The organism is Devosia sp. MC532, from assembly GCF_016461625.1.
Lineage (GTDB): Bacteria > Pseudomonadota > Alphaproteobacteria > Rhizobiales > Devosiaceae > Devosia.
The window spans coordinates 179,623-201,534 of the sequence record NZ_JAEMNZ010000001.1 but is presented as its reverse complement, the minus strand read 5'-3'; the positions used below and the strand labels follow the sequence as shown (position 1 = coordinate 201,534).

The 21,912-nt window shown below is 58.0% G+C and carries 20 protein-coding genes and 2 pseudogenes; 10 read left to right on the top strand and 12 right to left on the bottom strand.

All coding sequences use genetic code 11. The features are described 5' to 3' along the window. Nucleotides 1-165: 165 nt before the first annotated feature. Nucleotides 166-1,581, bottom strand: coding sequence for a glutamate--tRNA ligase (gltX, locus tag JHC09_RS00920; RefSeq protein WP_199530456.1), 1,416 nt, complete (start codon nucleotides 1,579-1,581; stop codon nucleotides 166-168). 245 nt (nucleotides 1,582-1,826) lie between these two features. Between gltX and JHC09_RS00915 the strand changes: the two genes are divergently transcribed. Then, nucleotides 1,827-3,812, top strand: coding sequence for a ComEC/Rec2 family competence protein (locus JHC09_RS00915; RefSeq protein ID WP_199530455.1), 1,986 nt, complete (start codon nucleotides 1,827-1,829; stop codon nucleotides 3,810-3,812). Here JHC09_RS00915 and JHC09_RS00910 read toward each other — a convergent pair. The 4 genes from JHC09_RS00910 to JHC09_RS00895 are packed head-to-tail and all read right to left on the bottom strand — an operon-like array spanning nucleotide 3,781 to nucleotide 8,147. Further along, nucleotides 3,781-5,736 (bottom strand): beta-galactosidase, encoded by a 1,956-nt coding sequence (locus JHC09_RS00910; RefSeq protein WP_199530454.1) that lies wholly within the window; start codon nucleotides 5,734-5,736, stop codon nucleotides 3,781-3,783. The genes JHC09_RS00915 and JHC09_RS00910 overlap by 32 nt on opposite strands. 7 nt (nucleotides 5,737-5,743) lie before the next feature. Beyond that, nucleotides 5,744-6,619, bottom strand: coding sequence for an SMP-30/gluconolactonase/LRE family protein (locus JHC09_RS00905; protein ID WP_199530453.1), 876 nt, complete (start codon nucleotides 6,617-6,619; stop codon nucleotides 5,744-5,746). Further along, nucleotides 6,616-7,227 (bottom strand): 2-dehydro-3-deoxy-6-phosphogalactonate aldolase, encoded by a 612-nt coding sequence (locus tag JHC09_RS00900; RefSeq protein ID WP_199530452.1) that lies wholly within the window; start codon nucleotides 7,225-7,227, stop codon nucleotides 6,616-6,618. Before JHC09_RS00900 ends, JHC09_RS00905 begins: the two co-directional genes overlap by 4 nt. Nucleotides 7,228-7,229: 2 nt before the next feature. Continuing rightward, nucleotides 7,230-8,147, bottom strand: a complete 918-nt coding sequence (locus tag JHC09_RS00895) for a 2-dehydro-3-deoxygalactonokinase (protein ID WP_199530451.1) — start codon at nucleotides 8,145-8,147, stop codon at nucleotides 7,230-7,232. Between the two features lie 267 nt (nucleotides 8,148-8,414). Here JHC09_RS00895 and JHC09_RS00890 point away from each other — a divergent pair, with 267 nt between their 5' ends. Continuing rightward, the gene (locus JHC09_RS00890; protein WP_169193941.1) at nucleotides 8,415-10,223 is read left to right on the top strand and encodes an IlvD/Edd family dehydratase; all 1,809 of its coding nucleotides are present in this window, start codon (nucleotides 8,415-8,417) and stop codon (nucleotides 10,221-10,223) included. Between the two features lie 342 nt (nucleotides 10,224-10,565). Then, nucleotides 10,566-10,811, top strand: coding sequence for a hypothetical protein (locus tag JHC09_RS16825; RefSeq protein ID WP_248308826.1), 246 nt, complete (start codon nucleotides 10,566-10,568; stop codon nucleotides 10,809-10,811). Between the two features lie 70 nt (nucleotides 10,812-10,881). Here JHC09_RS16825 and lexA read toward each other — a convergent pair whose 3' ends face one another. Further along, entirely contained in the window at nucleotides 10,882-11,601 is a 720-nt protein-coding gene (gene lexA / locus JHC09_RS00880) for a transcriptional repressor LexA (RefSeq protein WP_199530449.1), read from the bottom strand. 332 nt (nucleotides 11,602-11,933) lie between these two features. On the opposite strand from lexA, the gene JHC09_RS00875 reads away from it, so the two are divergent. From JHC09_RS00875 to JHC09_RS00855, 5 genes are all read left to right on the top strand, one after another. After that, a complete protein-coding gene (locus tag JHC09_RS00875; RefSeq protein WP_199530448.1) occupies nucleotides 11,934-12,932 on the top strand; it encodes a BMP family protein in 999 nt (332 codons plus the stop codon). Nucleotides 12,933-12,995: 63 nt separating this feature from the next. Further along, nucleotides 12,996-14,525, top strand: a complete 1,530-nt coding sequence (locus JHC09_RS00870) for an ABC transporter ATP-binding protein (RefSeq protein WP_199530447.1) — start codon at nucleotides 12,996-12,998, stop codon at nucleotides 14,523-14,525. Further along, a complete protein-coding gene (locus JHC09_RS00865; RefSeq protein WP_199530446.1) occupies nucleotides 14,522-15,604 on the top strand; it encodes an ABC transporter permease in 1,083 nt (360 codons plus the stop codon). The genes JHC09_RS00870 and JHC09_RS00865 overlap by 4 nt, the downstream gene beginning before the upstream one ends. A 2-nt stretch (nucleotides 15,605-15,606) precedes the next feature. Next, nucleotides 15,607-16,554, top strand: coding sequence for an ABC transporter permease (locus JHC09_RS00860; RefSeq protein WP_199530445.1), 948 nt, complete (start codon nucleotides 15,607-15,609; stop codon nucleotides 16,552-16,554). Nucleotides 16,555-16,572: 18 nt separating this feature from the next. Next, entirely contained in the window at nucleotides 16,573-17,859 is a 1,287-nt protein-coding gene (locus JHC09_RS00855; protein ID WP_199530444.1) for an amidohydrolase family protein, read from the top strand. Between the two features lie 63 nt (nucleotides 17,860-17,922). On the opposite strand, the pseudogene JHC09_RS00850 reads toward JHC09_RS00855, so the two are convergent. The 3 genes and pseudogenes from JHC09_RS00850 to JHC09_RS00840 form a co-directional block, all read right to left on the bottom strand. Beyond that, nucleotides 17,923-18,111: pseudogene (locus JHC09_RS00850) on the bottom strand (carbohydrate ABC transporter permease); the annotation flags it as partial. A 39-nt stretch (nucleotides 18,112-18,150) separates the two neighbouring features. Continuing rightward, nucleotides 18,151-18,853 (bottom strand): annotated as a pseudogene (locus JHC09_RS00845) (integrase core domain-containing protein); the annotation flags it as partial. Next, entirely contained in the window at nucleotides 18,792-19,001 is a 210-nt protein-coding gene (locus JHC09_RS00840; RefSeq protein WP_349236502.1) for a helix-turn-helix domain-containing protein, read from the bottom strand. The gene JHC09_RS00840 and the pseudogene JHC09_RS00845, both read right to left, overlap by 62 nt. Here JHC09_RS00840 and JHC09_RS00835 point away from each other — a divergent pair. Both JHC09_RS00835 and JHC09_RS00830 read left to right on the top strand, forming a co-directional pair. Continuing rightward, nucleotides 18,900-19,382, top strand: coding sequence for a TOBE domain-containing protein (locus JHC09_RS00835; protein ID WP_349236491.1), 483 nt, complete (start codon nucleotides 18,900-18,902; stop codon nucleotides 19,380-19,382). The genes JHC09_RS00840 and JHC09_RS00835 overlap by 102 nt on opposite strands. A 94-nt stretch (nucleotides 19,383-19,476) precedes the next feature. Beyond that, nucleotides 19,477-20,205, top strand: coding sequence for an SDR family NAD(P)-dependent oxidoreductase (locus tag JHC09_RS00830; RefSeq protein ID WP_199530443.1), 729 nt, complete (start codon nucleotides 19,477-19,479; stop codon nucleotides 20,203-20,205). On the opposite strand, the gene JHC09_RS00825 is transcribed toward JHC09_RS00830, so the two are convergent. The 3 genes from JHC09_RS00825 to JHC09_RS00815 are packed head-to-tail and all read right to left on the bottom strand — an operon-like array spanning nucleotide 20,195 to nucleotide 21,853. Beyond that, nucleotides 20,195-20,611: a DUF2177 family protein gene (locus JHC09_RS00825; RefSeq protein ID WP_169193931.1), complete on the bottom strand. Its 417-nt coding sequence runs from the start codon at nucleotides 20,609-20,611 to the stop codon at nucleotides 20,195-20,197. The two genes, JHC09_RS00830 and JHC09_RS00825, sit on opposite strands and share 11 nt — an antisense overlap. A gap of 10 nt (nucleotides 20,612-20,621) precedes the next feature. Next, complete coding sequence (locus JHC09_RS00820) at nucleotides 20,622-21,275, bottom strand: ChrR family anti-sigma-E factor (protein ID WP_199530442.1); 654 nt, start codon at nucleotides 21,273-21,275, stop codon at nucleotides 20,622-20,624. Then, complete coding sequence (locus tag JHC09_RS00815) at nucleotides 21,272-21,853, bottom strand: sigma-70 family RNA polymerase sigma factor (protein ID WP_349236490.1); 582 nt, start codon at nucleotides 21,851-21,853, stop codon at nucleotides 21,272-21,274. The genes JHC09_RS00820 and JHC09_RS00815 overlap by 4 nt, the downstream gene beginning before the upstream one ends. Between the last annotated feature and the right edge of the window lie 59 nt (nucleotides 21,854-21,912).

Here is a 21,912-nt window from a genome sequence, read left to right as displayed (position 1 = left end):
ATTCATCGCAGGCACAAAAGCAAAGCTGGTGCATCGTGCCGGCACCGGCGCCTGACCGCGCCGTTTTCGAGGGTAGAGGTATCAGGTTCTAGGCCTGAGAGGCAACCGATAGGTATGCGCTGGTGCGGTATCGGCGCGGGTGAACCGCGCCGATATTTAAAGGTTTTAGTTGACGGTCACGTCGCCGAGTCGAGCCATGCTTTCTTCGCGGCCGATCAGCACCATTACCTCGAAAATCCCCGGAGAAACGGTGCGTCCAGTGAGTGCAGCACGCAGTGGCTGAGCAAGCTTGCCGAGCTTGAGACCCTTCTCTTCGGCCAGTTTGCGCATGACCGCATCGATCTCTGGCACTGACCAATCGGCAAGGCCCCCTAACGTATCAGCAACGCTTTTGAGCATCTCGCGATTTTCAGGGGTCAGCAATGCTGCAGCGGCCGAGTCAGGCGTGATCGGGCGGGTCGCGTAAATGAACTGCGCCAGGTCGATGAGCTCGAGGACAGTTTTCGCACGTGGCTGAAGTTCTGGAAGCGCGGCGAGCACCGAATTGTGGTTTGCAACCAGACCGGCGTGGTCTTCGGTACGGCCAGTTTCAAGCGCGGTCGCGACCATGACGTCGTAGAGATACGCAGGCTCAGCAGCGCGGATGTAGATGCCGTTGATGTTCGCCAGCTTATCGAAGTCAAACCGTGCCGCGCCCTTGTTGAGAGCTTCGAGGCTAAACCACTCAACCATTTGTTCGGTCGAGAAGATTTCCTCGTCGCCGTGGCTCCAGCCCAGGCGGGAGAGATAGTTGCGCATGGCTTCCGGCAGATAGCCCATCTGGCGGTATTGTTCAGCGCCGAGTGCGCCGTGACGCTTGGAGAGCTTAGCGCCGTCAGGACCGTGGATCAGCGGAATATGCGCCATTTCCGGCACAGTCCAACCCATGGCGTTGTAAATGATGATCTGGCGGGCAGCATTGGTGAGGTGGTCGTCGCCACGGATAATGTGGGTGACGCCCATGTCATGGTCGTCGACAACCACAGCATGCATATAGGTCGGGGTGCCGTCCGAGCGCAGGATGATGAAGTCGTCGAGGTTTTCGGTCTTGAAGACGACATCGCCCTGGACATGGTCCTTGACGACGATTTCGCCAGACAGGGGAGCCTTGATGCGCACGACTGGCTTTACGCCTTCTGGCGCTTCGCTCACATCGCGGTCGCGCCAATAGCCATTGTAGCGCGGGGGCTTGCCAGCAGCGCGCGCGTCTTCGCGCATCTTGTCGAGTTCTTCTGGCGAGCAGTAGCAATAGTAAGCGTGGCCCATCTTGACCAGCTCGTGTGCGACTTCCGCGTGGCGCGGTGCGCGTTCAAACTGGCTGATCGGTTCGCCTTCCCAGTCGAGGCCGAGCCAAGTCAGGCCATCGATGAGCGCAACAACTGCAGCTTCGGTGGAACGCTCGCGGTCGGTGTCCTCGATACGCAGCAGCATCTTGCCGCCGGAGTGCTTTGCGAAAGCCCAGCTAAACAGGGCGGTACGAGCACCACCAATGTGCAGGTAACCGGTGGGGGATGGGGCGAAACGGGTTACGACCTGAGACATGGTTCCAAGGAATTTTGAGGAAGTGTGCGGCGTGTGTACCATAGCCTTGGGGCAGCGCAAGGGCGAGGGCGCGCGTGGGGAGCGAACGAGTACCGATTTGGTCTCGGTTTAGGCCGATAAATGCCGGACTTTCCGGTGTTTTCGGTCAGGTTTTCCTGCGCCAAATGATCGCTCACCCTTTGGCGACTGCGTATCAGAGGCTTGTCACCGAATTTGGCTCAGCCTTTGAGCAAAGGCGCGGTTTCGTGCTGCTGCCATTTTCGCTTATCGCGGGGATGATTGCCTATGCCCTGCTGTTGGGAGAACCGCATTGGCTAGTTCTGGCGACGGGAACGGTTGTTTGCGCTCTGGGCCTCGTCTGGGCAAGCTGGCGCGCGCCCATTGAGGGTATCCGGCTTATGGTGCAGCTATCAGCCCTGTGGACCGGGTTTTGCCTCCTGCCGCTGCATGGAGCCCTCTTTGGTACAGATATGCTGCGCACGCCTTTCTACGGGACCTATGAGGCGCGCGTTGATGAGGTGCTCGGTAGTGACGGCGGGCGGGCGCGGGTCATCATTTCAGCCATCACACCGGATGCAGAGGCGCGGGCTGTGCCAATCCGCCGGGCGCGCTTGATCTTGCCGGTGGATGTGCAGGTGGAGCCCGGCGACATCATTCGCGCTGCAATGCGCTTTGCGCCTATTCCGGGCCCTGTGTTGCCGGGGGCATTCGATGGTCAATTCCATTCGTATTTCAACGGCGTAGGTGCATATGGAAATGTAACGAGCCAGTTTCAGCTGGTACGGAGCGGCGACGGTCTCGCGCTGGATCGGCGCGTACTGGCGCTGCGCACGGCCATTGCGGATCGGATAGACATGCACCTTGATGACGCAACCGCAGCGATTGGCAAGGCCATGGTCGTTGGAGACCAGAGCGATATTGATGATGAAACTCGTGAGGTTATGGCTGCATCGGGGCTTGCCCATATCTATTCGATTTCGGGCCTACATCTCTCCATCGTCGCGGGAGGGATCTATTTCCTTGTGCGCCTGCTTCTTGCGTCTATTCCCCTCGCGGTCGGCTTGCCGGTAAAAAAGATTGCGGCGGTTGTCGGCTTGATGTCAGCCTTTGCTTATCTGGCGCTCGCGGGTGGCATCGAAAATGTCCCGGCATTTCGCTCCACATTGATGCTGGCGCTGGTCTTTGGGGCGGTGTTGGCGGGGCGACAGGCCTTGACGATGCGTAACGTTGCGATTGCCGCTCTTGCCATTTTAGTCATTGATCCAGCGAGCATTTTCCGCCCGAGCTTTCAGCTGTCATTCGCGGCAGTCGTTGCGCTGATCGGCGTTTATGAAATGCCGCTTGGCAAAATCCCCAAGTCCAGTGGGCGGTTCAGCCGGGTAGTGAGCCTTGTCTCGGCGACCGCTTGGACGAGCTTCATCGCCGGGGCCGCGACGATGCTTTTCTCGGCCTATCATTTTCAGCAAACAGCTCCATTGGGCGTGGTGGGCAATGTTTTGGCTTTGCCGTTTGTTAGCCTGATCATTATGCCGTTTGGCGTGGTGTCGGCCTTGGCCATTCCGCTCGGCCTTGATGCTGCGCCTTTTCAAATTATGGGCTGGGGCATCGACCGGATGGTCGATGTGGCAGAACTGGTCGCTGGCTGGAGTGAAGGGTTTACTGGTAACCCATTGCTTGCAGAATGGACCTTGGTCGCTATTGTTATCACATTGGCATGGTTTGCTTTTTTGCAAACGCGATGGCGATTTTTAGGCCCTAGTGTCCTCGTGCCGCTGGTCCTCTTTTATGGCTTGGTACCACGGCCGGATATTCTTATCGCCGATACCACTCAGGCGGTCGCAATCCGGGATGGTGACGGATATGGGCTCGTTACGGGACGCACTGGGAGTTTCGCCGTGGAAGTCTGGGAGCAGCATTTTCAGACTGAAATCGGCACGCAGCACAGCACCACACGATGCGACGACCTTGCGTGCGTTTCCGATCAGAATGGCTATAGCGTCGCGACGATAAAGAACGCCGCCGCCTTTGCCGAAGACTGCGGGCGGCATGATCTCGTCATAACCCGCCTTAGAGCGCCCGTATTCTGCACTAGCGCAGGCCAGATCATCGACGCGGATCAGTTAGCCCGAGGTGGCGTACACAGTTTGGTTTGGAATGATGAGGCAGGCCGTTTTGATCTTCGGCCTGCGCTCACAAATCTCAACCGCCCGTGGAGAGCCTTGCAACGGTAACACCAGCGCTTTCGATTTCTGGTCCGCCCAAAGCATAACCGCTCTCATCTGGTGCGGGGATAAGTGTTTGGGTCGTGGTGCCGTAGTTGACGTAGATGCGGAACTTTCCACGGGTTCGGCAGCGCACGCCCGCAGGAATATTCAGCACCGGCACATCGGCCTCGGCGATCAGGTAATCGGCAATGCGCTGGACCAAAGCGCGGTCGCCGCTTGCGGTCTGGTAGAAGATCTTGCCCTGCGAGAGGAGAACCGGAACGCCTTCAACGTCCTCGACAATGACCTCGGCACCGCCTTCGGTTTTCTCCCGCCACAGCTGTGTTTCGCCGCCACCGCGAACGGTAACCGAGACGCCACGCGGCAGGCTGTCGACCCGCGCAACTTTCACGTCGAGAAGGTTTTGCGGCAAGTCGGGCCCGAGACGCTTGGGTGTGATGTAGTTCTGATCCTTGGAGCCCGTGCGTGGCCCGATGAGGAGATGCCCCTCAAAGCTTTCGACAGCGGTGCGTAGCGCGTCGGTCCAAGCGAACAGGGCTGGCAGAGCGACGATGTCATAACCCTCAAAACTCGTGGTTTTGGGAGAAAGGACATCAACGTCGAGGCCGTGTTTGCGGAAAGCCGAATAGAGTTCGCGCACGTGATTGCCGTGCTTAAAGCCTTGCGCTTGCGGCATGATCTCCCAAGCCCATTCGCTCTGGTAATCATAGACCAATGCGACGCGCCCCTTATTGGCGACGCCATCTAAGCCGATGTCGCGTAACTCTTGGGCGACCTGTGTCGCCTCGTGATAGGCCGGGGCTGGTTCGCTATCGGGACGGAGCAGGCCCGCGTGCATCTGCTCTTGGGCCATGGGGGCCTGCCGCCAACGGAAGTAAGAAACCACTTCTGCGCCGTGTGCAAAGGCTTCCCACGCCCAAAGACGTGCCATGCCGGGCAAGGGGTCGGGATTAGCAAAAGCCCAGTTCACCGGGCCGGGTTGCTGCTCCATGATCCACCAGCGGCCATGCCCGACCGTGCGGTAGAGATCATGGTGGAAGGCGGCATTGTCCGGATCGCCTTGGCGCAGGTACTGGCGCTTGGTTTCCGCGCTTTCATCGGACATCGCAAGGTGACCAATGGGGTAGCTATCCCAAGAGGCGATATCGAGTGTTTCGGCCACGTCATAGTGGTCGAACTCGGCATATCGGCTCATGAAGTTATGGATGACCGGCAGGTCGGGACGCTGGGCCTTGAGGATATCGTATTGGACAGCATTGAAAGCCGCGACCTGATCGGAGGCATAGCGGCGGAAATCCAGCTCATGGCTCGGTGTGGCTTCGCAGACCAAAAGATTGGGCAGCTCGATCTGATCGAAGCGATTGTATTCCATCGACCAGAAGACATTGCCCCAGGCCTGATTTAGCGCGTCGATCGTGCCGTATTTCTTTTCAAGCCAGAGGCGGAAACCAGCTTCGGCAGCGGGCGAATAAGAATAGGTCGTGCCGTGGCAGCCATATTCATTGTCGGTCTGCCAGCCAATGAGGGCAGGGTGCTCGCCAACGCGTTCGGCGACGATCCTTGTGATCCGTGCAGCCTCTTCACGATAGCCAAGGTGAGAGAAATCGTAATGGCGGCGGGAGCCGAAGCCACGCCGCCGTCCCTGCGCATCCACTGCGAACATATCTGGGTGTTTGTCCGCCATCCAGCGCGGCGGGGTCGCCGTGGGTGTGCCGACAATGACCTTAAGGCCATGTTTGTGCAGTACGTCCATCGACCGAATAAGCCAATCGAACTGTAAATTGCCGGGCGTAGGCTCAAGGCGTGACCAGGCGAATTCGCCGATCCGCACGATTTTGATCCCGACTTCGGCCATGCGGCGGGCGTCTGCGTCCCACCAATCTTCTGGCCAATGTTCGGGATAGTAGCAAACGCCCAATGCAGGGTACATTTCGTCCTCAGAGCTCTATAGTTGGTTCCGGTAGTCCCGCCACGTCGAGGTCGATGTAGAAGAGGCCACCGGCAACTTTTTCTGCGGCCAGTTGGTCTTCCGACAACGTCTTATTGGCGGTCGTGATGAAGAGGCGCTTCAAGTCCTTGCCGCCAAATGCGGGGCAGGTGACCTGACTGACGGGCACTTCAATAATGCGGTCTATTGTGCCGTCTGGGGCATAACGGATGACGCAGTTGCCGCCCCAGCGCGCGTTCCAGATATAACCTTCGCTATCGACAACAGCGCCATCGGGATAGCCGCGGTCGTTCGAGACGTCAGTGAAAACTTCCCATTCGCCGACAGGCAGGCCTGTTGCCGGGTCTGTTGCGACGGTGAGGATTTTCTGAGTTGGCGTGTCGGTCCAGTAGGCGCGGTTGCCGTTGGCGGTGAAGCAGGCAGCATTGGGAATGGTGGCCCCAGAACGGATTTGCGTTAGCTTGCCCTTACGGAAGTGATAGAGCGCGCCTTCGGCTGGGCCTTCATCCTTGACCATGGTGCCGATCCAATAGCCGCCTGATGGATGGAGGCGACAGTCATTGGAGCGGTTGGCCGGATTATCGGCTTCAATAGCGACGATGAGGCTGATCTCAGCGGTGACGAGATTGAAACGCTTAAGCCCTGTCTCCGTCGCCAAGGCGAGTTCATCCGCCGAGATGATTGCAGCGGCGGTGACGATCTCGTCAAATGCCCAGCTTTCCTGATCCTTGCCATTTTCGTCGACGGCAAAGAGGGTTTGATTATTGATATCAAACCAGAAGAGTTTTTCGCGGTGTGGGTGCCAGAATGGCCCTTCACCAAGGGCGCATTGGCTATTTAACAGTAACTGTGCGGTATCGCTCACGCCTTAGCTCCTTTGTCATAGGAGGCCACGGCTAGTTTGGCGCGTTCCGAAACCTCGGCGACACTCATGCCGGGCTTAAAGATGTAGGTGCCAAGGCCAAAGCCAGTGCAACCGACAGCGAAGAACTCGTGGAAGTTATCCGGGTTGGCGCCGCCGACAGCATAGGTTGGAACGGCAGGTGGGAGAACGGCCTTTACAGCCTTGATGCCTTTGGACCCCAGAACTTCTGCCGGGAAGAATTTTAGACCTGTCGCGCCATTGCGAATGGCGGTGAACGCATCGGTGGGCGAGAAGACGCCGGGATAAGAGGCCATGCCCTGGGCTACGGTTTCCTTGATCACGTCCGGATTGGTGTCTGGCGAGACGATGAAAACGCCACCGGCAGCTTTGACGTTACGGACGTCTTCAACGGAAAGCACCGTGCCTGCGCCAATGTCCGCACGGTCTGACAGCGCCTCTGCCGCAAGGCGAATGCTTTCGAGTGCGTTGGGCGAATTGAGCGGAACTTCAATCAGGGTAATGCCAGCATCCACGAGCGCGGTGCATACGGCAACAGCTTCGTCGTTCTTGAGGCCACGCAGGATGGCGATGATGTGACGGTGGTTCATACTTATACTCCTGCGATGCCGGTGCGCGCGGCCTTAAGGCCTGCGAGCATGACGTCTGTAACATTTACGATACGGCTCGAAGCGCCGGTCATGCCCAGTACGCGGGCATAGAGCGCGCATAGATTGTGCGAGCCGATAAGGGGGACGGGGTCGTAACCGATCTTGGACCGGTTGCCGGCGATCTCAGAGCCAATGAGGAGGCCAGAGAGATAGCCTGCGCACCATGCCGAGCTCCGACCGGAGAGAAGAGCGCTAGCGCGCGCGGCAAACAACTGCCCGATCAAATTCTCAGGGTGTTCGAGACCCTTGCTGGCGCCATAGACAAAACCATCATCGCGATCTGCAGTGGTGAGGTCGCCCTGTAGGGAGTGACGAAGCACGGAATGGGTCTTGAGTAGATCAAACATCTCGCCGGTCATGGCCGTCGAGAAGCTCTCGATCTTGGTGCCTGAGACCTTGGCCCACTTGGAGTGGGTTCCGGGCATGCAGACGAGACCGGAATAGTCGGGGGAGATCGCTGCGAGCCCAAGGAGCTGAGTCTCCTCGCCACGCATAACGTCATCGCTACCGTGACGCTGGCATACGCCGGGCAAAATGGAGACGCGCAAGCCGCCAGCCATTTCAGGATGGACCGCGCCCGCGGCCAAGTCCTTAAGGTCGGTAGGGGCTTCAAGATAAGGCGCTTCGAGCCAGCCTTGGCGCGCGCCTGCCATGCCACAGATCAGCACTTCGTCTGGCGCATTGGCCAAGCCTAATTGGCCGATCGTTTCTGTCAGTGCGCCAGGAAAAGCATCGGGGGTGAGCTTGCCCATGCCTTTGTCTGAGCTTGCTGTTCCGATTACGGAACCATCGCCGTCCAGCGCCCACGCCCTTAAATTTGAGGTGCCCCAGTCAACAGCGACCCATGCTCCTGATTGCATCACTTCGTAGTCCCTCCAAGTCTGCGGCGCGAACGTAAAGCCGGAGACCGACACTGACTAGCCCGTTCTTGTATGGCTTAACCGCAACTGCCTGATTGCACCGCGCGCTGAGTAAGGTGGAATGCGCCGAAAATCAGATTCTCACGGTGTTTAGAGTCATTTGTATGATTTTAAGCTACGGCCCCGTTCCATTCCAGAATTGCCGTGCTAGAACAGGAGCAAACAGACCCCAGTGCTCCGCAGGGCGGAGAACCAAGGAATTGATCTATGACGGTAGATAACAGCGGCAATGGCGGCCGGAAGCTGCGCTCGCGTGCGTGGTTCGATAATCCCGATAACCCGGACATGACCGCGCTCTATCTTGAGCGCTACATGAACTATGGTGTGTCGCGCGAAGAGCTGCAGTCCGACAAGCCGATCATCGGCATCGCGCAGACCGGCTCCGACCTAAGCCCTTGTAACCGTCACCATATCGTTCTGGCTGAACGTCTGCGCGAAGGTATTCGCGAAGCGGGCGGTATCGCCATTGAGTTCCCGGTTCACCCGATTCAGGAAACCGGTAAGCGCCCGACAGCAGGACTGGACCGTAACCTGGCCTATTTGGGCCTCGTGGAAGTTCTCTATGGCTATCCGCTGGACGGCGTGGTGCTGACCATTGGCTGCGACAAGACCACACCCGCCATGCTGATGGGTGCGGCGACGGTCAATATCCCGGCGATTGCGCTCTCGGTTGGCCCAATGTTGAACGGCTGGCATAAGGGCGAACGCACGGGCTCTGGCACCATCGTCTGGAAGGCCCGCCAACTGCTCGCCGCCGGCGAAATCGACTATCCAAAGTTCATTGAACTGGTTGCATCCTCGGCCCCGTCGACTGGCTATTGCAACACCATGGGCACAGCGACAACTATGAACTCGTTGGCTGAAGCTCTCGGAATGCAGTTGCCGGGTTCAGCAGCGATTCCAGCGCCTTATCGTGACCGTCAGGAAATGGCCTATCGCACTGGCAAGCGTGCGGTAGAGATGGTTCGTGAAGACCTCAAGCCATCGGACATTCTGACCAAGGAAAACTTCCTCAACGCTATCGTGGTCAATTCGGCCATCGGCGGCTCTACCAATGCGCCAATCCATATCAATGCGATTGCCAAGCATATTGGTGTCGACCTCAATATCGACGAGTGGCAGGAGCATGGGCACAAGGTGCCGCTCTTGGTGAACTTGCAGCCAGCGGGTGAATATCTCGGTGAGGACTATTACCACGCGGGCGGTGTGCCTGCGGTGGTGAATGAGCTGATGAAACAAAAGCTTATCCACGAGAACGCCCCAACCGTGAACGGCAAGTCGATTGGCGAAAACTGCCGCAATCGTCCGATTGAAGACGACAAGGTGATCCGCCATTTCGACAATCCGATGAAGGCGGAAGCGGGCTTCCTTGTGTTGCGCGGGAACCTCTTCGACAACGCCATCATGAAGACCTCGGTGATCAGCCCTGAGTTCCGCGAGCGCTATCTCTCCGATCCGCAGCATCCGGGCATGTTTGAGGGCAAGGCGGTGGTGTTTGATGGTCCTGAAGACTATCACCACCGGATCGACGATCCGTCGCTTGCTATCGATGAACACACGCTGCTGTTCATGCGTGGGGCGGGGCCAATCGGCTATCCAGGCGCGGCGGAAGTGGTGAACATGCGTCCGCCTAGCTATCTGATTAAGAAGGGTATTTCGTCCCTTGCTTGTATCGGTGACGGTCGTCAGTCGGGCACGTCGGGTTCGCCTTCGATCCTCAACGCGTCGCCTGAAGCGGCGGCTGGTGGCAATCTCGCGATCCTGCGTACCGGAGATCGTGTGCGGATCGACCTTAATAAGGGTGAAGCTGATATCCTCATCTCGGACGAGGAAATCGCGGCCCGCCGTTTGGATCTGAATGCAGAGGGCGGATATAAATTCCCCAAGCATCAGACCCCTTGGCAGGAAATCCAACGCGGCCTGGTCGGCCAATTGGGCGACGGCGCCATTCTGCGTGGTGCCGACAAGTACCAGCGCATTGCCCAGACCGAAGGTCTGCCACGCGACAATCACTAAGCGCGATATGCGTGAGAAAGGGCCCGCGAAAGCGGGCCTTTTTTATGCGCTCAGCCAGCGTGGCCGCGACTGGCCTATTTGTGGCTTTTGGCCGGCACTTATGGGCACCAGCTTTGGCGCGGACATGGCCTTTTAGGGCGCGAAGGGGCGCGTTCTTTAGAGCGGGAATATATGAAAATGGAGCTTGCGATCGGACTTAGCGGTGAGCGCAATGCTCGACTTTGCGCGTGTATTGGCTCAGCGCATGTGATGTCGAATGTCAGCAAGCGCGCGTTGGAAGATTATATGCCAGTCCGGGGAAAGGGGGGGATCATCGAGGCCGTGCCAGAAGAATAAAAACTCATGGCCGCCATCGTCACTGGTCGTGCAGGAAAAGGTCTCTGGCAGATCGCGACTGCTCACCGGCACAAAATGCCAAAGCTGGCCATCGGCAATATTGGCACTAGACCATCGCGGCCCTTCCGCAAGGTCGCCGACATAGCCGGTCTCTTCCAAGAATTCTCGCTGTGCGCCTGCACAGATCTCTTCACCCAGCTCGCGCGTACCTTTGACGATCTGCAGGCCGGCCAGTGGATGACGAAACGCTAGGATTTGCCGGGCAGGACCGACGCCCCGCAAAACAAAGGGGCAGAGTTTTTCAACTTGCCCCTCCGCCAATTCAGTACTTCCGCATCAGGCCGACCAGACGGCCCTGAACCCGGACCCGATCGGGCGGGAAGATACGGGTTTCATAGGCCGGGTTTGCCGCTTCCAGAGCGACCGTATCGCCCTTGCGGCGCAGACGCTTCAGGGTTGCTTCCTCATCGTCGACAAGGGCCACGATGATTTCGCCGTTTGAAGCCGTATCCTGCTTTTTGATGAGGACCGTGTCGCCATCAAAAATGCCTGCGTCGATCATCGAATCCCCGCGCACTTCCAATGCGTAGTGTTCGCCTGAGCCGAGCATTTCTGGCGGTACAGCGATGGTGTGCGAGTGGGTCTGGATTGCCTCAATGGGCGTGCCTGCTGCAATGCGGCCCATAACCGGAATGGAGATGGGGCGCGCATAATCGTCAGCGGCGGATAGAAGAGCACGCGCTGGGGGCGCGGCGACCTTGCCGAGAGTGCCTTCAATGACGCTGGGCTCGAACTTTGCCTTGCGGCCGCCCAAGGTCGGGTTCATCGAATCCGGGAGCTTCACCACTTCGAGCGCACGGGCGCGATTTGGAAGGCGGCGGATAAAGCCGCGCTCTTCGAGGGCAGTGATGAGACGATGAATGCCGGATTTGGACGCCAGATCAAGCGCATCCTTCATCTCGTCGAATGACGGAGGAATACCGCTCTCCTTCATCCGCTCATGGATGAACATCAGCAATTCGTGTTGTTTTTTCGTCAGCATCGGCCCCAGCCCCCAGAATCGGAACATAGACGGAACGACTATATGTGTTCCTCAAATGTTCTGCAAGTGTTGCCATGTTCCTGTCAGCACTGCCAAACGACTGTAATATGCGCATGCATAGATGGGTGGTTTTGGCCGATCCAAGCCTGAGCTCCAAACATGCGTAAACGCGTCACAGGCACAGTGCGGCGTTGAGGAGTAAATGCGACTCGTCAGCAAGACGGAACAGATTTAAAAAACCTTAATTTTCAACTTGCCAACCAAGCGTCTTCGCTCGCTAGATAGGCAGGAGAGATTTTTGTTCGTTTTTTGCACACTCATTGGGGGTTAAAATGACCGCTCTAACGAAATTCGGTCGACGCGCCTTTCTTTCGGCGGCCGCACTCGGCGTCGCAGCTCTGTCGCTGACCGGGTCGGTATTGGCGCAGGATGTGACCAAGATTGCAGCTGTGTGGACCGTTCCGGTTGAGCAGCAGTGGGCATCGCGCCTCCACCTCGCGCTGATCGCAGCGCAGGAACGCGGCGAGATCGAATATGTGTATTCGGAAAACGTGTCGAACACTGACTATGAACGCGTCATGCGCGAATATTCGGAGCAGGGCGCTAAGCTGGTGATCGGTGAAGCCTTCGGCGTTGAACAGCCAGCGCGTGCCGTTGCTGAAGAATACCCAGAAGTCATGTACCTGATGGGGTCCTCGCTCCAGCCAGTTGAGCCAAACTTCGCCACCTTCGACAACTTCATCCAAGAACCAAGCTATTTGACCGGCATGGTTGCGGGCATGAAGACCGAAACCAATAAGATCGGCATGATCGGTGGTTACGCTATTCCAGAAGTGAACCGTCTGATGAATGCCTTCATGCAGGGCGCACTCTCGGTCAACCCAGAGGTGAAGTTCTCGGTGAGCTTCATCAACTCCTGGTACGATCCTCCGAAGGCCAAGGAATCGGCATTCGCTATGATCGATGCGGGCGCTGACATTCTTTACGCAGAGCGTTTTGGCGTGTCTGACGCTGCCAAGGAACGCGGCGTTCTGGCCATCGGCAACGTGATCGACACCGCAGCGGATTACCCAGGCACCATTCTGGCGTCGGCGCTGTGGCACGGCGAGCCAATGATCAACAAAGCAATTGCCGACATTAAGGCTGGCAGTTTCACCGCTTCGGATTACGGCATTTATGCCTTCCTCGAGCACGGTGGTTCGAGCGCAGTTTATGATGAAGCGCTTGCTGGTGCGGACGCAGTTGCTGCGGCTAAGGCCAAGGAAGCTGAAATCCTTGCTGGTACTTTCAAGGTCGACATCAACGACGCTGAACCAAGCTCCAGCATGTAATCCTTTTTCTGGCCGGGTGTGGGTTTCCCCACGCCCGGCCTATTCTATTTTTTGGGGGCGGCAATGACCGACCAACAGGGGGATGTGGTGCTCTCACTTGAGGGGATCACCAAGCGCTTTGGCAAACTCACCGCGAATGACGGGATTAATCTCAGTCTCAAGCGGGGCGAAATCCTAGCCCTTCTGGGGGAAAACGGCGCCGGCAAGACGACATTGATGAACATTCTCTTCGGGCACTATGTGCAGGATGAGGGTGTGGTTCGTGTTGCAAGCGAGGCTGGCCTTCAAATTTTGCCTGCCGGTTCGCCTGGCGCGGCGTTGAAGGCCGGAATTGGCATGGTCCACCAGCATTTTACGCTGGCGGAAAACCTCGGCGGGCTCGACAATATTCGTCTTGGCACCGAGGGCATGTTTGCGCTTGGGGGCAAATCTGCGGCGCGCCAGAAGGTGGAAGCCATTATTGCGGAGAGTGGGCTTGATGTGGACCTCGACCGTCCTGTCGCCAGCCTCACCGTAGGCGAAAAGCAGCGCGTTGAAATCTTGAAGGCGCTCTATCGCAATGTCCGCGTGCTTATTCTGGATGAACCCACCGCGGTTCTGACCCCACAAGAGTCCGAAGGGCTCTTCACCGTTCTGCGCCGCTTGGCTGCGAATGGGCTGGGCGTTATTTTTATCTCTCACAAGCTGGGAGAAGTGCTCTCCGTATCGAGCCGTATTCTGGTTCTGCGGGGCGGCCGCAAGGCGGGTGAGCTCGTCACTGCAAATTCTGATCGGCGCGATATTGCCGATTTGATGGTGGGCAAGGCTGTGGCTGAAGTGAAGCGCACGCCCGCAACGCCGCGCGAGCCGCTGATGAGCTTTGCCAATGTGTCGCTCAAGCAGGGCTCGACCCGTCAATCGCTGCGCAATGTCAGCTTTGAACTCAAGGCTGGCGAAATCATCGGTCTGGCCGGTGTGTCGGGCAATGGCCAATCGGGCATTGCGGCACTGATCTCGGGGCTTGCTGTTCCGGATGCTGGCGAAGTGCGTCTTTACGGCGAAGCGCTGACCAAGGCGGACCCGCGTGCGCTGGTTCAGGCTGGTGTGGCGCGTATGCCGGAAGACCGCCAGCATGACGGCGTTGTTGGCACGATGAGTGTTGCCGACAATATTGCCATTGAGGAAGTGCGCAGCGCGCCGTACTCGCGCTATGGCCTGCTCAATCGTAAAGCCATGCAGGAGCGGGCGACGGAAGCGATTGCGGCCTATGACGTGCGTTGCCCGGGGCCGGACGCCGAAGCGCGGCTGCTCTCTGGCGGCAATGTGCAGAAGCTGATTTTGGCGCGCGTTTTGGAGCGTTCGCCGCGCGTTATTCTGGCGAACCAGCCCACACGCGGCCTCGACGTTGGCGCGCAATCGGAAGTCCATCGCCGCATTATTGCAGCGCGTGACCGTGGCGCCGCCGTGATGGTGATTTCGGAAGACCTGGACGAATTGTTCGCGCTGGCGGATCGCTTCCTTGTGGTTCACGCCGGGGAGGTCAGCGACGCTGGCCCGAGCGAAAAGCTCGACCGCGGTACGATTGGTTTGTTGATGGCAGGGCAGGCAGCATGAGTTTGCGTCTTGAAAACCGCGCTGACGCTTCTGTCGCGCTCAAACTGCTGGTTTCGCTTGGCTCCGGCATTGCCGCGCTCTTGCTGGTGGCTATTCCTGTTCTGGCTGCGGGGCAAAACCCGATTACGGCCTATGGCCTGATGGTGCAGGGCGCGTTTGGCTCGATGTTCGCGTTTTCCGAAACGCTGAACCGGGCGACGCCGCTTATCCTGACCGGGCTCGCCTGCGCAGTCGCGTTCCGGGCGAAGCTTTGGAATATCGGCGCGGAAGGCCAGCTCTATATAGGCGCGCTCGCGGCGGTGCTCGTTGGGAGCGGCTTGCTGCAGATGCCGCCAGCGTTGATGATCCCAACGGTGATGATCGCGGGCTTTATCTGCGGCGGCATGATGATGGTGGTGCCAACCATGCTCAAGCAGCGCTTTGGCGCTGATGAGGTGGTAATTACGCTACTGCTGAACTTCGTCGTTATTCTCTTTGTGCAGATGCTGATCGAAGGGCCGTTGAAAGACCCTCTGGCGATGGGCTGGCCGCAATCCATCCCGCTCGACGCGGAAGCAAAATTCTCCAAGCTCATTCCCCGTCTGCGGATGCACTGGGGGCTGATCGTCGGTATTGGCGCGGCCATTGTTCTTTGGATTCTCGTGCGCAAGACCGTGCTCGGCTTCGAGATCAAGGCCGTGGGCGAGAACCGCGATGCGGCTAAGTTCGCAGGCATCCCGGTCAATGCGACCATGCTGAAAGTGGCGCTAATTTCGGGTGGTCTCGCCGGTCTTGCCGGTGTGTCCGAGGTTGCAGGCGTAAAGGGCTATCTCTCGGCTGATCTCTCGCCGGGCTTTGGCTATTCGGGGATTGTCGTGGCCATGCTTGCGGGGCTTTCGCCGATTGGCACCGTGTTTGCGGCGCTGTTCGTGGCCTCGGTCTTTGTGGGTGCGGACTCGATGAGCCGGGCCACCGGCATTTCCAACTATCTCGCTGATCTCGTTGTGGCGCTGTCGCTGCTCTGCGTATTGGTCGGCACATTCTTCCTGCGCTTCCGCGTTCGCTTTGAACGCAAAGCCAAGTCTAGTGCGGAGGCGTAAGAATGGACGTCGTATTTGACATTATCAGCTCGGCCAATTTCTGGGCTGCAGCTCTGCGCATCGCGACGCCGCTGATTTTTGGCGTGCTCGGCGCGTTGATCTGTGAGCGGGCAGGGGTTCTTAATCTCGGCATCGAGGGCATCTTTGTGGCGGGGGCAATGGCGGGCTGGCTCGCTGTCTACCTCGGCGCAGGGCTCTGGGGTGGGGTCATCGTGGCCATGCTGGTGGGCGCGGTGTTTGGCCTGCTGCACGCGGGGCTGACAGTCATTCTGGGGCTGTCGCAGCACGTGTCGGGCATTGGCATTACGCTGCTCGCGACAAGCCTTTCGTATTTCACCTATCGTACGGCGCTGCCGGAAGTGACGTCGCCACCGCGCATCACCCCGTTCCAGCCGCTCGATATTCCAGTGTTGTCGGATCTGCCGTTTATTGGTCCGGCGCTGTTCCAGCAGACCTCGCTGACAATGCTGGCGATTGCCTTCGTGATCCTTGTGGCTTTCGTGCTCTACCGCACCCCGCTTGGGCTGGCGATCCGGGCAGTGGGCGACAACCCGGCTTCGGTTGAAGCGCAGGGGCTGTCGGTTCAGGCGCTGCGTATTGGTGCGGTAGTTGTGGGCTCGTCGCTCATGGCTCTGGGCGGCGCGTTCCTGACCATGTCGGCGTTCGATGCCTTCTTCTTTGGCATGGTCAATGGTCGTGGCTGGATCTGTATTGCGCTTGTCGTGTTCGCCTCTTGGCAGCCGGGCAAGGCTCTGCTCGGCGCACTGCTGTTCGGCGCTTTCGACGCCTTCCAAATCCGTCTCCAGGCCGAAATTGGCCAAGTTGTTCCGGGGCAGGTCTTCCTGATGCTGCCCTATTTGCTGTCCATCGTTGCCTTGGTTCTGGTTGCTCGTCGTGCGGACTATCCGCGCGCGCTGCTGCAGCCGTGGTTCAAAGGCCAGCGTCACTAATTTTCTGCGAGTACACTTATGTTCGATCTCAAGATTACAAATGCCAACCTTCCTGATGGCCGCACTGGTGTGGATATCGGCGTTAAGGACGGCCGCATTACCGCCATTGAGAAGAACCTCGGTGGCGAAGCGGGTGAAACCATCGACGCGGGCAATCAGCTGGTTGCGCCGCCGTTTGTTGACGTTCACTTCCACATGGACGCGACGCTCTCGCTCGGCATGCCGCGCATGAACGAAAGCGGGCTGCTGCTCGACGGCATCAAGATCTGGGGTGAGCTCAAGCCACTTCTTACCCAAGAAGCTGTCATCGAGCGCGCGCTGGCCTATTGCGACCTTGCGGTGTCGCAAGGGCTGCTGGCGATCCGTACGCACGTCGATATTTGCGATGAACGCCTTCTGGGCGTTGAAGCGCTGTTGGAAGTGAAGCGCCTTGTCGCGCCATATATCGACTTACAGCTCGTCGCCTTCCCGCAGGACGGCTACTATCGCTACCCGGGTGCTGTCGACCTGCTCGACCGTGCGCTCGACATGGGCGTCGATATTGTTGGCGGCATTCCGCACTTTGAACGCACCATGGCTGACGGCGCAGCGAGCATGAAGGCGCTCTGCGAGATCGCCGAAAAGCGTGGGCTGCTGGTTGATATCCATTGCGACGAAACCGACGATCCGAATTCGCGCCACATCGAAGCGCTGACCTATGAAACCCAGCGTCTAGGTCTCAATGGTCGTGTGAATGCCTCGCACCTGACGTCCATGCATTCCATGGACAACTATTACGTGTCCAAGCTGTTGCCGATGATGGCAGAGGCGGGGATTGCGGCGACCGCGAACCCACGCATCAACATCGTTATTCAGGGTCGTCACGACAGCTATCCAAAGCGTCGCGGCATGAACCGCTTCCCGGAAATGCTGACCTACGGCATCACCAGTGCCTTCGGTCAGGATTGCGTGATGGACCCATGGTATTCGCTCAACCACGCAGACATGCTCGAAGTTGCGGATATGGGCCTGCACGTTGCGCAGATGACAAGCCGCGCGGCTATGCGCCAGTGCTTTGAGGCTGTGACCACGAGCCCGGCCAAGATCATGCATCTGGAAGGCTATGGCGTCGAGGTGGGTTGCAAGGCCGACATGGTGCTGCTGCAGGCGTCCGACAGCATTGAGGCGATCCGTCTTAAGGCAACGCGTCTGGCTGTCATTAAGAGCGGCCAGGTGATCTCGCGGACTGAGCCGCGTATTGCCAAGCTGAACCTTGCCGGTCGCCCAGCGCTGCTGGATGCGAGCAAGGTTGTGCCGCAGATCTAAGCGGACGCACTTGTTGAATTGAAAAGGCCGGTCTCAGATTTGAGGCCGGCCTTTTCGTTTCCATTAGCCCTTAACGGCCCCGCCTGTGAGCCCTGAGATAACGTAGCGCTGGGCCGCGAGGAAGAAGATGATGGCGGGCAGAATAGAGAGGGACAGATAGGCCAGAACGCGTGGCCAGTCGGTTCCGTATTGTCCCTGATACTGCATGATGCCCAAGGGCCAAGTATATTTGGCCTCTGAGTTCAACATGATTGTAAGGTGCAGGTACTGTCGGGTCAGCTCTGGGTGGGATTATAGTTTTTCGCGAAGCGCTTCGTAAGGTGTCTTGCCATTGAATGCTCCATGTGGCCTGGCGAAGTTATAAAAGCGCTCCCATTCATCGAGTTTGGCTTCTAGGTCGACGTCGCCTTTGTAGTCGAGCAGTTGATAGAACTCCTGTTGAGCGGATCGATGCGAACGCTCGGCTTTGCCATTCAGCTGCGGTGTGCCGCGCTTGATATAGGCGTGGCGAATGCCGTGGTCCTCGACATGCCAGTGGAACTTCGCCTGGAATTCATGACCATTGTCGGTTCTGATCTCGCAGATGCGCAATGGGAAAGTCTTGATGATGTGGTCGACAAAGTCGATTGCCTTGGCCTGGGTGTGCTTTTCATAGATCTTGAGCGCCCGTACGCGGGTTGCGTCATCGATGGCGGTAAATTGGAAGCGGCGGAATTTCTCTCCCTTTTCTCCTTTAAATGTCAGGAACTTGACGTCCATTTGGATATGGTGACCAGGTACCTGCTTGTTGTACCGCTTGGTGTGTACCTTCCGTGAACGGGTACCTCGTGGAAGGCGGTTTACGCCGTTGCGCTTGAGTATCCGTGAGACCGTTGCGACTGAAATTTTGATGCCATGGTAGCGCGCCAGATACCAGACGATCCGAATGGGACCTAGGTGGTACTGGCTTCGAAGATGAAGCACCTTCTCCTTGATCTCGATCGGCGTCCGATTGGCGTGCCATTTCGGAAGCGGGGGCGGTTTACCAAACCTGAACCACCATGCTTTCGGTAGGCTGCTTGCCAGCGTTCGAAGCTGCTGCGGCCAATACCAAAATAACGACAGGTCTTGGAAACATCACCAGCCTGGTCCGCATGTTGAATAATGCGAAGCTTGCGCGCGATCTCGCGCTGATCCTTGTTCATGACCACCTCCTTGTCCCAAAATTGGGAGCTTATCGGAGATATTCCGCGAGTACCGGCATATTTACAGGAAAAGCAGTGCTTGGGCAAAAGGTAACAATTGGCATACGGCCCGAGCATTTCTGCGCGGTCGAGGAGAGTAGCGAACGCCTGACGGCAACTGCGCAGGTGGTCGAGCAGCTCGGCGGCGTTTCCTATGTTTATGCCGTCGGCAGTGACGGAGAGACGAAGCTGACCATTCAACAAAAGGGTCACGCACGGATTACCAATGGTGCGCACATAGATGTTGGCATAGAGGCTGGGGCCGCATTGGCTTTTGACACTGACGGGGCGCGATTGTGAGGTTGTAGCGCTAAGACCGCCGATAATATTGGCCGCCTAAGCATCCATCCTTGAGCCAGCTGCGTAGTGTCTCTGACACAGGAGATATTACGCGATGGCGAACATCCAAAAAGTTTGGATTATTGGTGGCAGTAGCGGGATCGGTGCAGCGCTTGCGCAGGCCTATGCCGACGATGGGGCCGAGGTTACCATCAGTGGACGCAATGCCGAGGCGCTGGAGAAAGTGGTCTCTATTCTCGGCCCTCGGCATAGTTTTGCGGTTGCCGATGTGGTTGATCCGCAGTCGCTTGAAGACGCGGCTAGGGCGCGTGGCCCATTCGACTGCATCATCACCACGGCGGCGATCTACGATCCCGGGCCGGTGCTGGCAGCCGACCAGAAAAAAGCTGAAGACATTATCGTCGCCAATCTGACCGGAACCTACAATGTTGCGCGTGTTGGCGCGAAGAACCTCAAGCCCGGCGGGCAGTTGGCGCTCTTTGGTTCGGCTGCAGCAATTTTTGGATTGCCCAATGGGCAGGTCTATTCAGCGACGAAGGCTGGGATCGTCAATCTGGCGCAGAGCCTGCGCGTAGAGCTAGAACCCAATGTCGATGTGCGGTTGATTACGCCGGGCTTTGTTCGGACCCGTCTGACCGATCAGAACAACTTTGAGATGCCGTTCATTCTGGAGCCCGAAGCTGCGGCACAGCGGATCTTGAAGGGGCTCAAGGGTAAGCACTTTGAGATCGCTTTCCCGCGTCGGCTGATCTGGCCTTTGCGGGTTCTGGCATGGCTGCCAAAACCCATTTCGTTTGCCTTGACCAAGCGGCTCAAACAGTGAGCCGCGCGGCGAAGTAACCTGCAACGGCGGCGCCACCAGTGATTGCGCCGCCCCAAATCAGGTCGACAACGGTTACCTTCCAAGACCAATCTTTCAGTGTCGCCAGATTGGTGAAGTCGTAAGTGCCATAGGCAATCAGGCCCAGCGCAACGCCAGCGACCAGAGCCCAAACCCAAGAATTGGCGTTGAGGGCCGGCAAAATGGCGAAGCCGACAATCCCGATTACATAGAAGAGGTAGAACACCACTGCTGCGGTCATGTTCGGCTTATCGAGCAGAAGGTGGCCGATCTCGCTACGGTAAAAACCGATAGCGAGGAATCCGAGCCAGATAAAATCAACCGCGAAGAATAACGCAGCCGCGCCGAAATAGGCCGCTAACAGCGTGCCGATAGAGAAACCAGCCATTTTGCACTCCTTAGATGCCGAGGTACGGTTGCATAAAGCGAACCAGTCGCGAGCTAAATTTGAGCGGTGCGTCAGTAACCGCTAGGCAGATACAGTCCATGTCCGTGCCCGCGATGGGCTGGTGCGTGAGGGAGCCGTCTGCTTCTTCAAGATCGCCGGGACCGAAACGATCCACTTCATCGTGAAAACTGCCCTGGAGAACGAGTGTGAGCTCGCGCCCGCCATGGCTGTGTTCAGGAACAGGCTTGCCCGCAGGAATGCGGAGCAGGCGAACCATGGTTTCCCCATCATTGATGGGCAAAATGACCTGATGCGCATTGCCGATGCGCTTCCACTTGATCTGATCGAAACGCCCAACATAGTCGCGGAGGGGCTGTGGGATTTCGCCAACAGTAACCTGTTCATCACGTGCCGGTTTGGCAGCTCGTGGTGCGGGTTCGACTTCCAAGCGTTCGGCAAAGCTTTCCCATGCGTCAACAGGACCGGCGACGGGCTCGATCTCGGACAAAAGCGCGCCAGCAGTGGCTTCGATGATGTCGAGGCGCTGGCGGCACTCTGGGCACATGGCCAAGTGTGTGGCGATTGCCAATGACCAACCCTCGGCCAGATTGCCGGATGCGTAATCGAGCAGTAGCGCTTCGCTTGTGTGGTGATGAAGGCTCATTTCAGGTCCTCCAATGCCGTGCGAAGGCGCCCGAAGGCGAGGCGAATGCGGGATTTTACGGTGCCGATCGGCAAGCTCAATTGCTTGGCAATGGTGCTGTGCGACGCTTCTTCGAAAAACGAGAGCTTGATCAGGTCGATCTGTTCCTGTGGTAGAGTTTGCATGGCCTTTTGAACTGCGTCTTGTCGTTGCCTCTGAACTAAGATGTCCGTCGGCTCCGGTTCCGGGTCGGCCATGAGGGCAGGGTCATTCAGGTCGAATTCGGGACGCTTCTTGCGGCGCCAGGCGTCGATATAGGTGTTGCGCGCGATGGCGAAAATCCATGCAGCAGCGGACCCGCGCATGGGGTCAAACTGCTCGGCTTTGCGCCATATGGCGAGCATGACCTCTTGCACCAAGTCCTCGGCGGCCTGGACGTCGCGCGTATGCTTGATGAGATAGGCACGAATGCGAGGCGAATAGAGAGTGAATATCTTACGTAAGGCCGCCACGTCGCGGCTTTCGGCGACCGCTACCAGGCAACTGGTAACCAGCTCGTTCTCTGTCGCATCGCTCGTTTTCGGGATATTACTCGTCACGCGGCCACGCCCATTTGCAGCGCGTAACATGTTGTTACGGCTAGGTGGAAAAGCAGCAC

Excerpts from the sequence above, each read along its gene's own strand:
- JHC09_RS00890 (WP_169193941.1), top strand. The coding sequence starts at position 8,415 with ATGACGGTAGATAACAGCGGCAATGGCGGCCGGAAGCTGCGCTCGCGT.
- gltX (WP_199530456.1), bottom strand. The coding sequence starts at position 1,581 with ATGTCTCAGGTCGTAACCCGTTTCGCCCCATCCCCCACCGGTTACCTG.
- JHC09_RS00860 (WP_199530445.1), top strand. The coding sequence starts at position 15,607 with ATGGACGTCGTATTTGACATTATCAGCTCGGCCAATTTCTGGGCTGCA.
- JHC09_RS00830 (WP_199530443.1), top strand. The coding sequence starts at position 19,477 with ATGGCGAACATCCAAAAAGTTTGGATTATTGGTGGCAGTAGCGGGATC.
- JHC09_RS00855 (WP_199530444.1), top strand. The coding sequence starts at position 16,573 with ATGTTCGATCTCAAGATTACAAATGCCAACCTTCCTGATGGCCGCACT.
- JHC09_RS00865 (WP_199530446.1), top strand. The coding sequence starts at position 14,522 with ATGAGTTTGCGTCTTGAAAACCGCGCTGACGCTTCTGTCGCGCTCAAA.
- JHC09_RS00910 (WP_199530454.1), bottom strand. The coding sequence starts at position 5,736 with ATGTACCCTGCATTGGGCGTTTGCTACTATCCCGAACATTGGCCAGAA.
- JHC09_RS00820 (WP_199530442.1), bottom strand. The coding sequence starts at position 21,275 with ATGAGCCTTCATCACCACACAAGCGAAGCGCTACTGCTCGATTACGCA.
- JHC09_RS00895 (WP_199530451.1), bottom strand. The coding sequence starts at position 8,147 with ATGCAATCAGGAGCATGGGTCGCTGTTGACTGGGGCACCTCAAATTTA.
- JHC09_RS00870 (WP_199530447.1), top strand. The coding sequence starts at position 12,996 with ATGACCGACCAACAGGGGGATGTGGTGCTCTCACTTGAGGGGATCACC.
- JHC09_RS00875 (WP_199530448.1), top strand. The coding sequence starts at position 11,934 with ATGACCGCTCTAACGAAATTCGGTCGACGCGCCTTTCTTTCGGCGGCC.
- lexA (WP_199530449.1), bottom strand. The coding sequence starts at position 11,601 with ATGCTGACGAAAAAACAACACGAATTGCTGATGTTCATCCATGAGCGG.
- JHC09_RS00825 (WP_169193931.1), bottom strand. The coding sequence starts at position 20,611 with ATGGCTGGTTTCTCTATCGGCACGCTGTTAGCGGCCTATTTCGGCGCG.
- JHC09_RS16825 (WP_248308826.1), top strand. The coding sequence starts at position 10,566 with ATGGCCGCCATCGTCACTGGTCGTGCAGGAAAAGGTCTCTGGCAGATC.
- JHC09_RS00900 (WP_199530452.1), bottom strand. The coding sequence starts at position 7,227 with ATGAACCACCGTCACATCATCGCCATCCTGCGTGGCCTCAAGAACGAC.
- JHC09_RS00835 (WP_349236491.1), top strand. The coding sequence starts at position 18,900 with ATGCTTTCGGTAGGCTGCTTGCCAGCGTTCGAAGCTGCTGCGGCCAAT.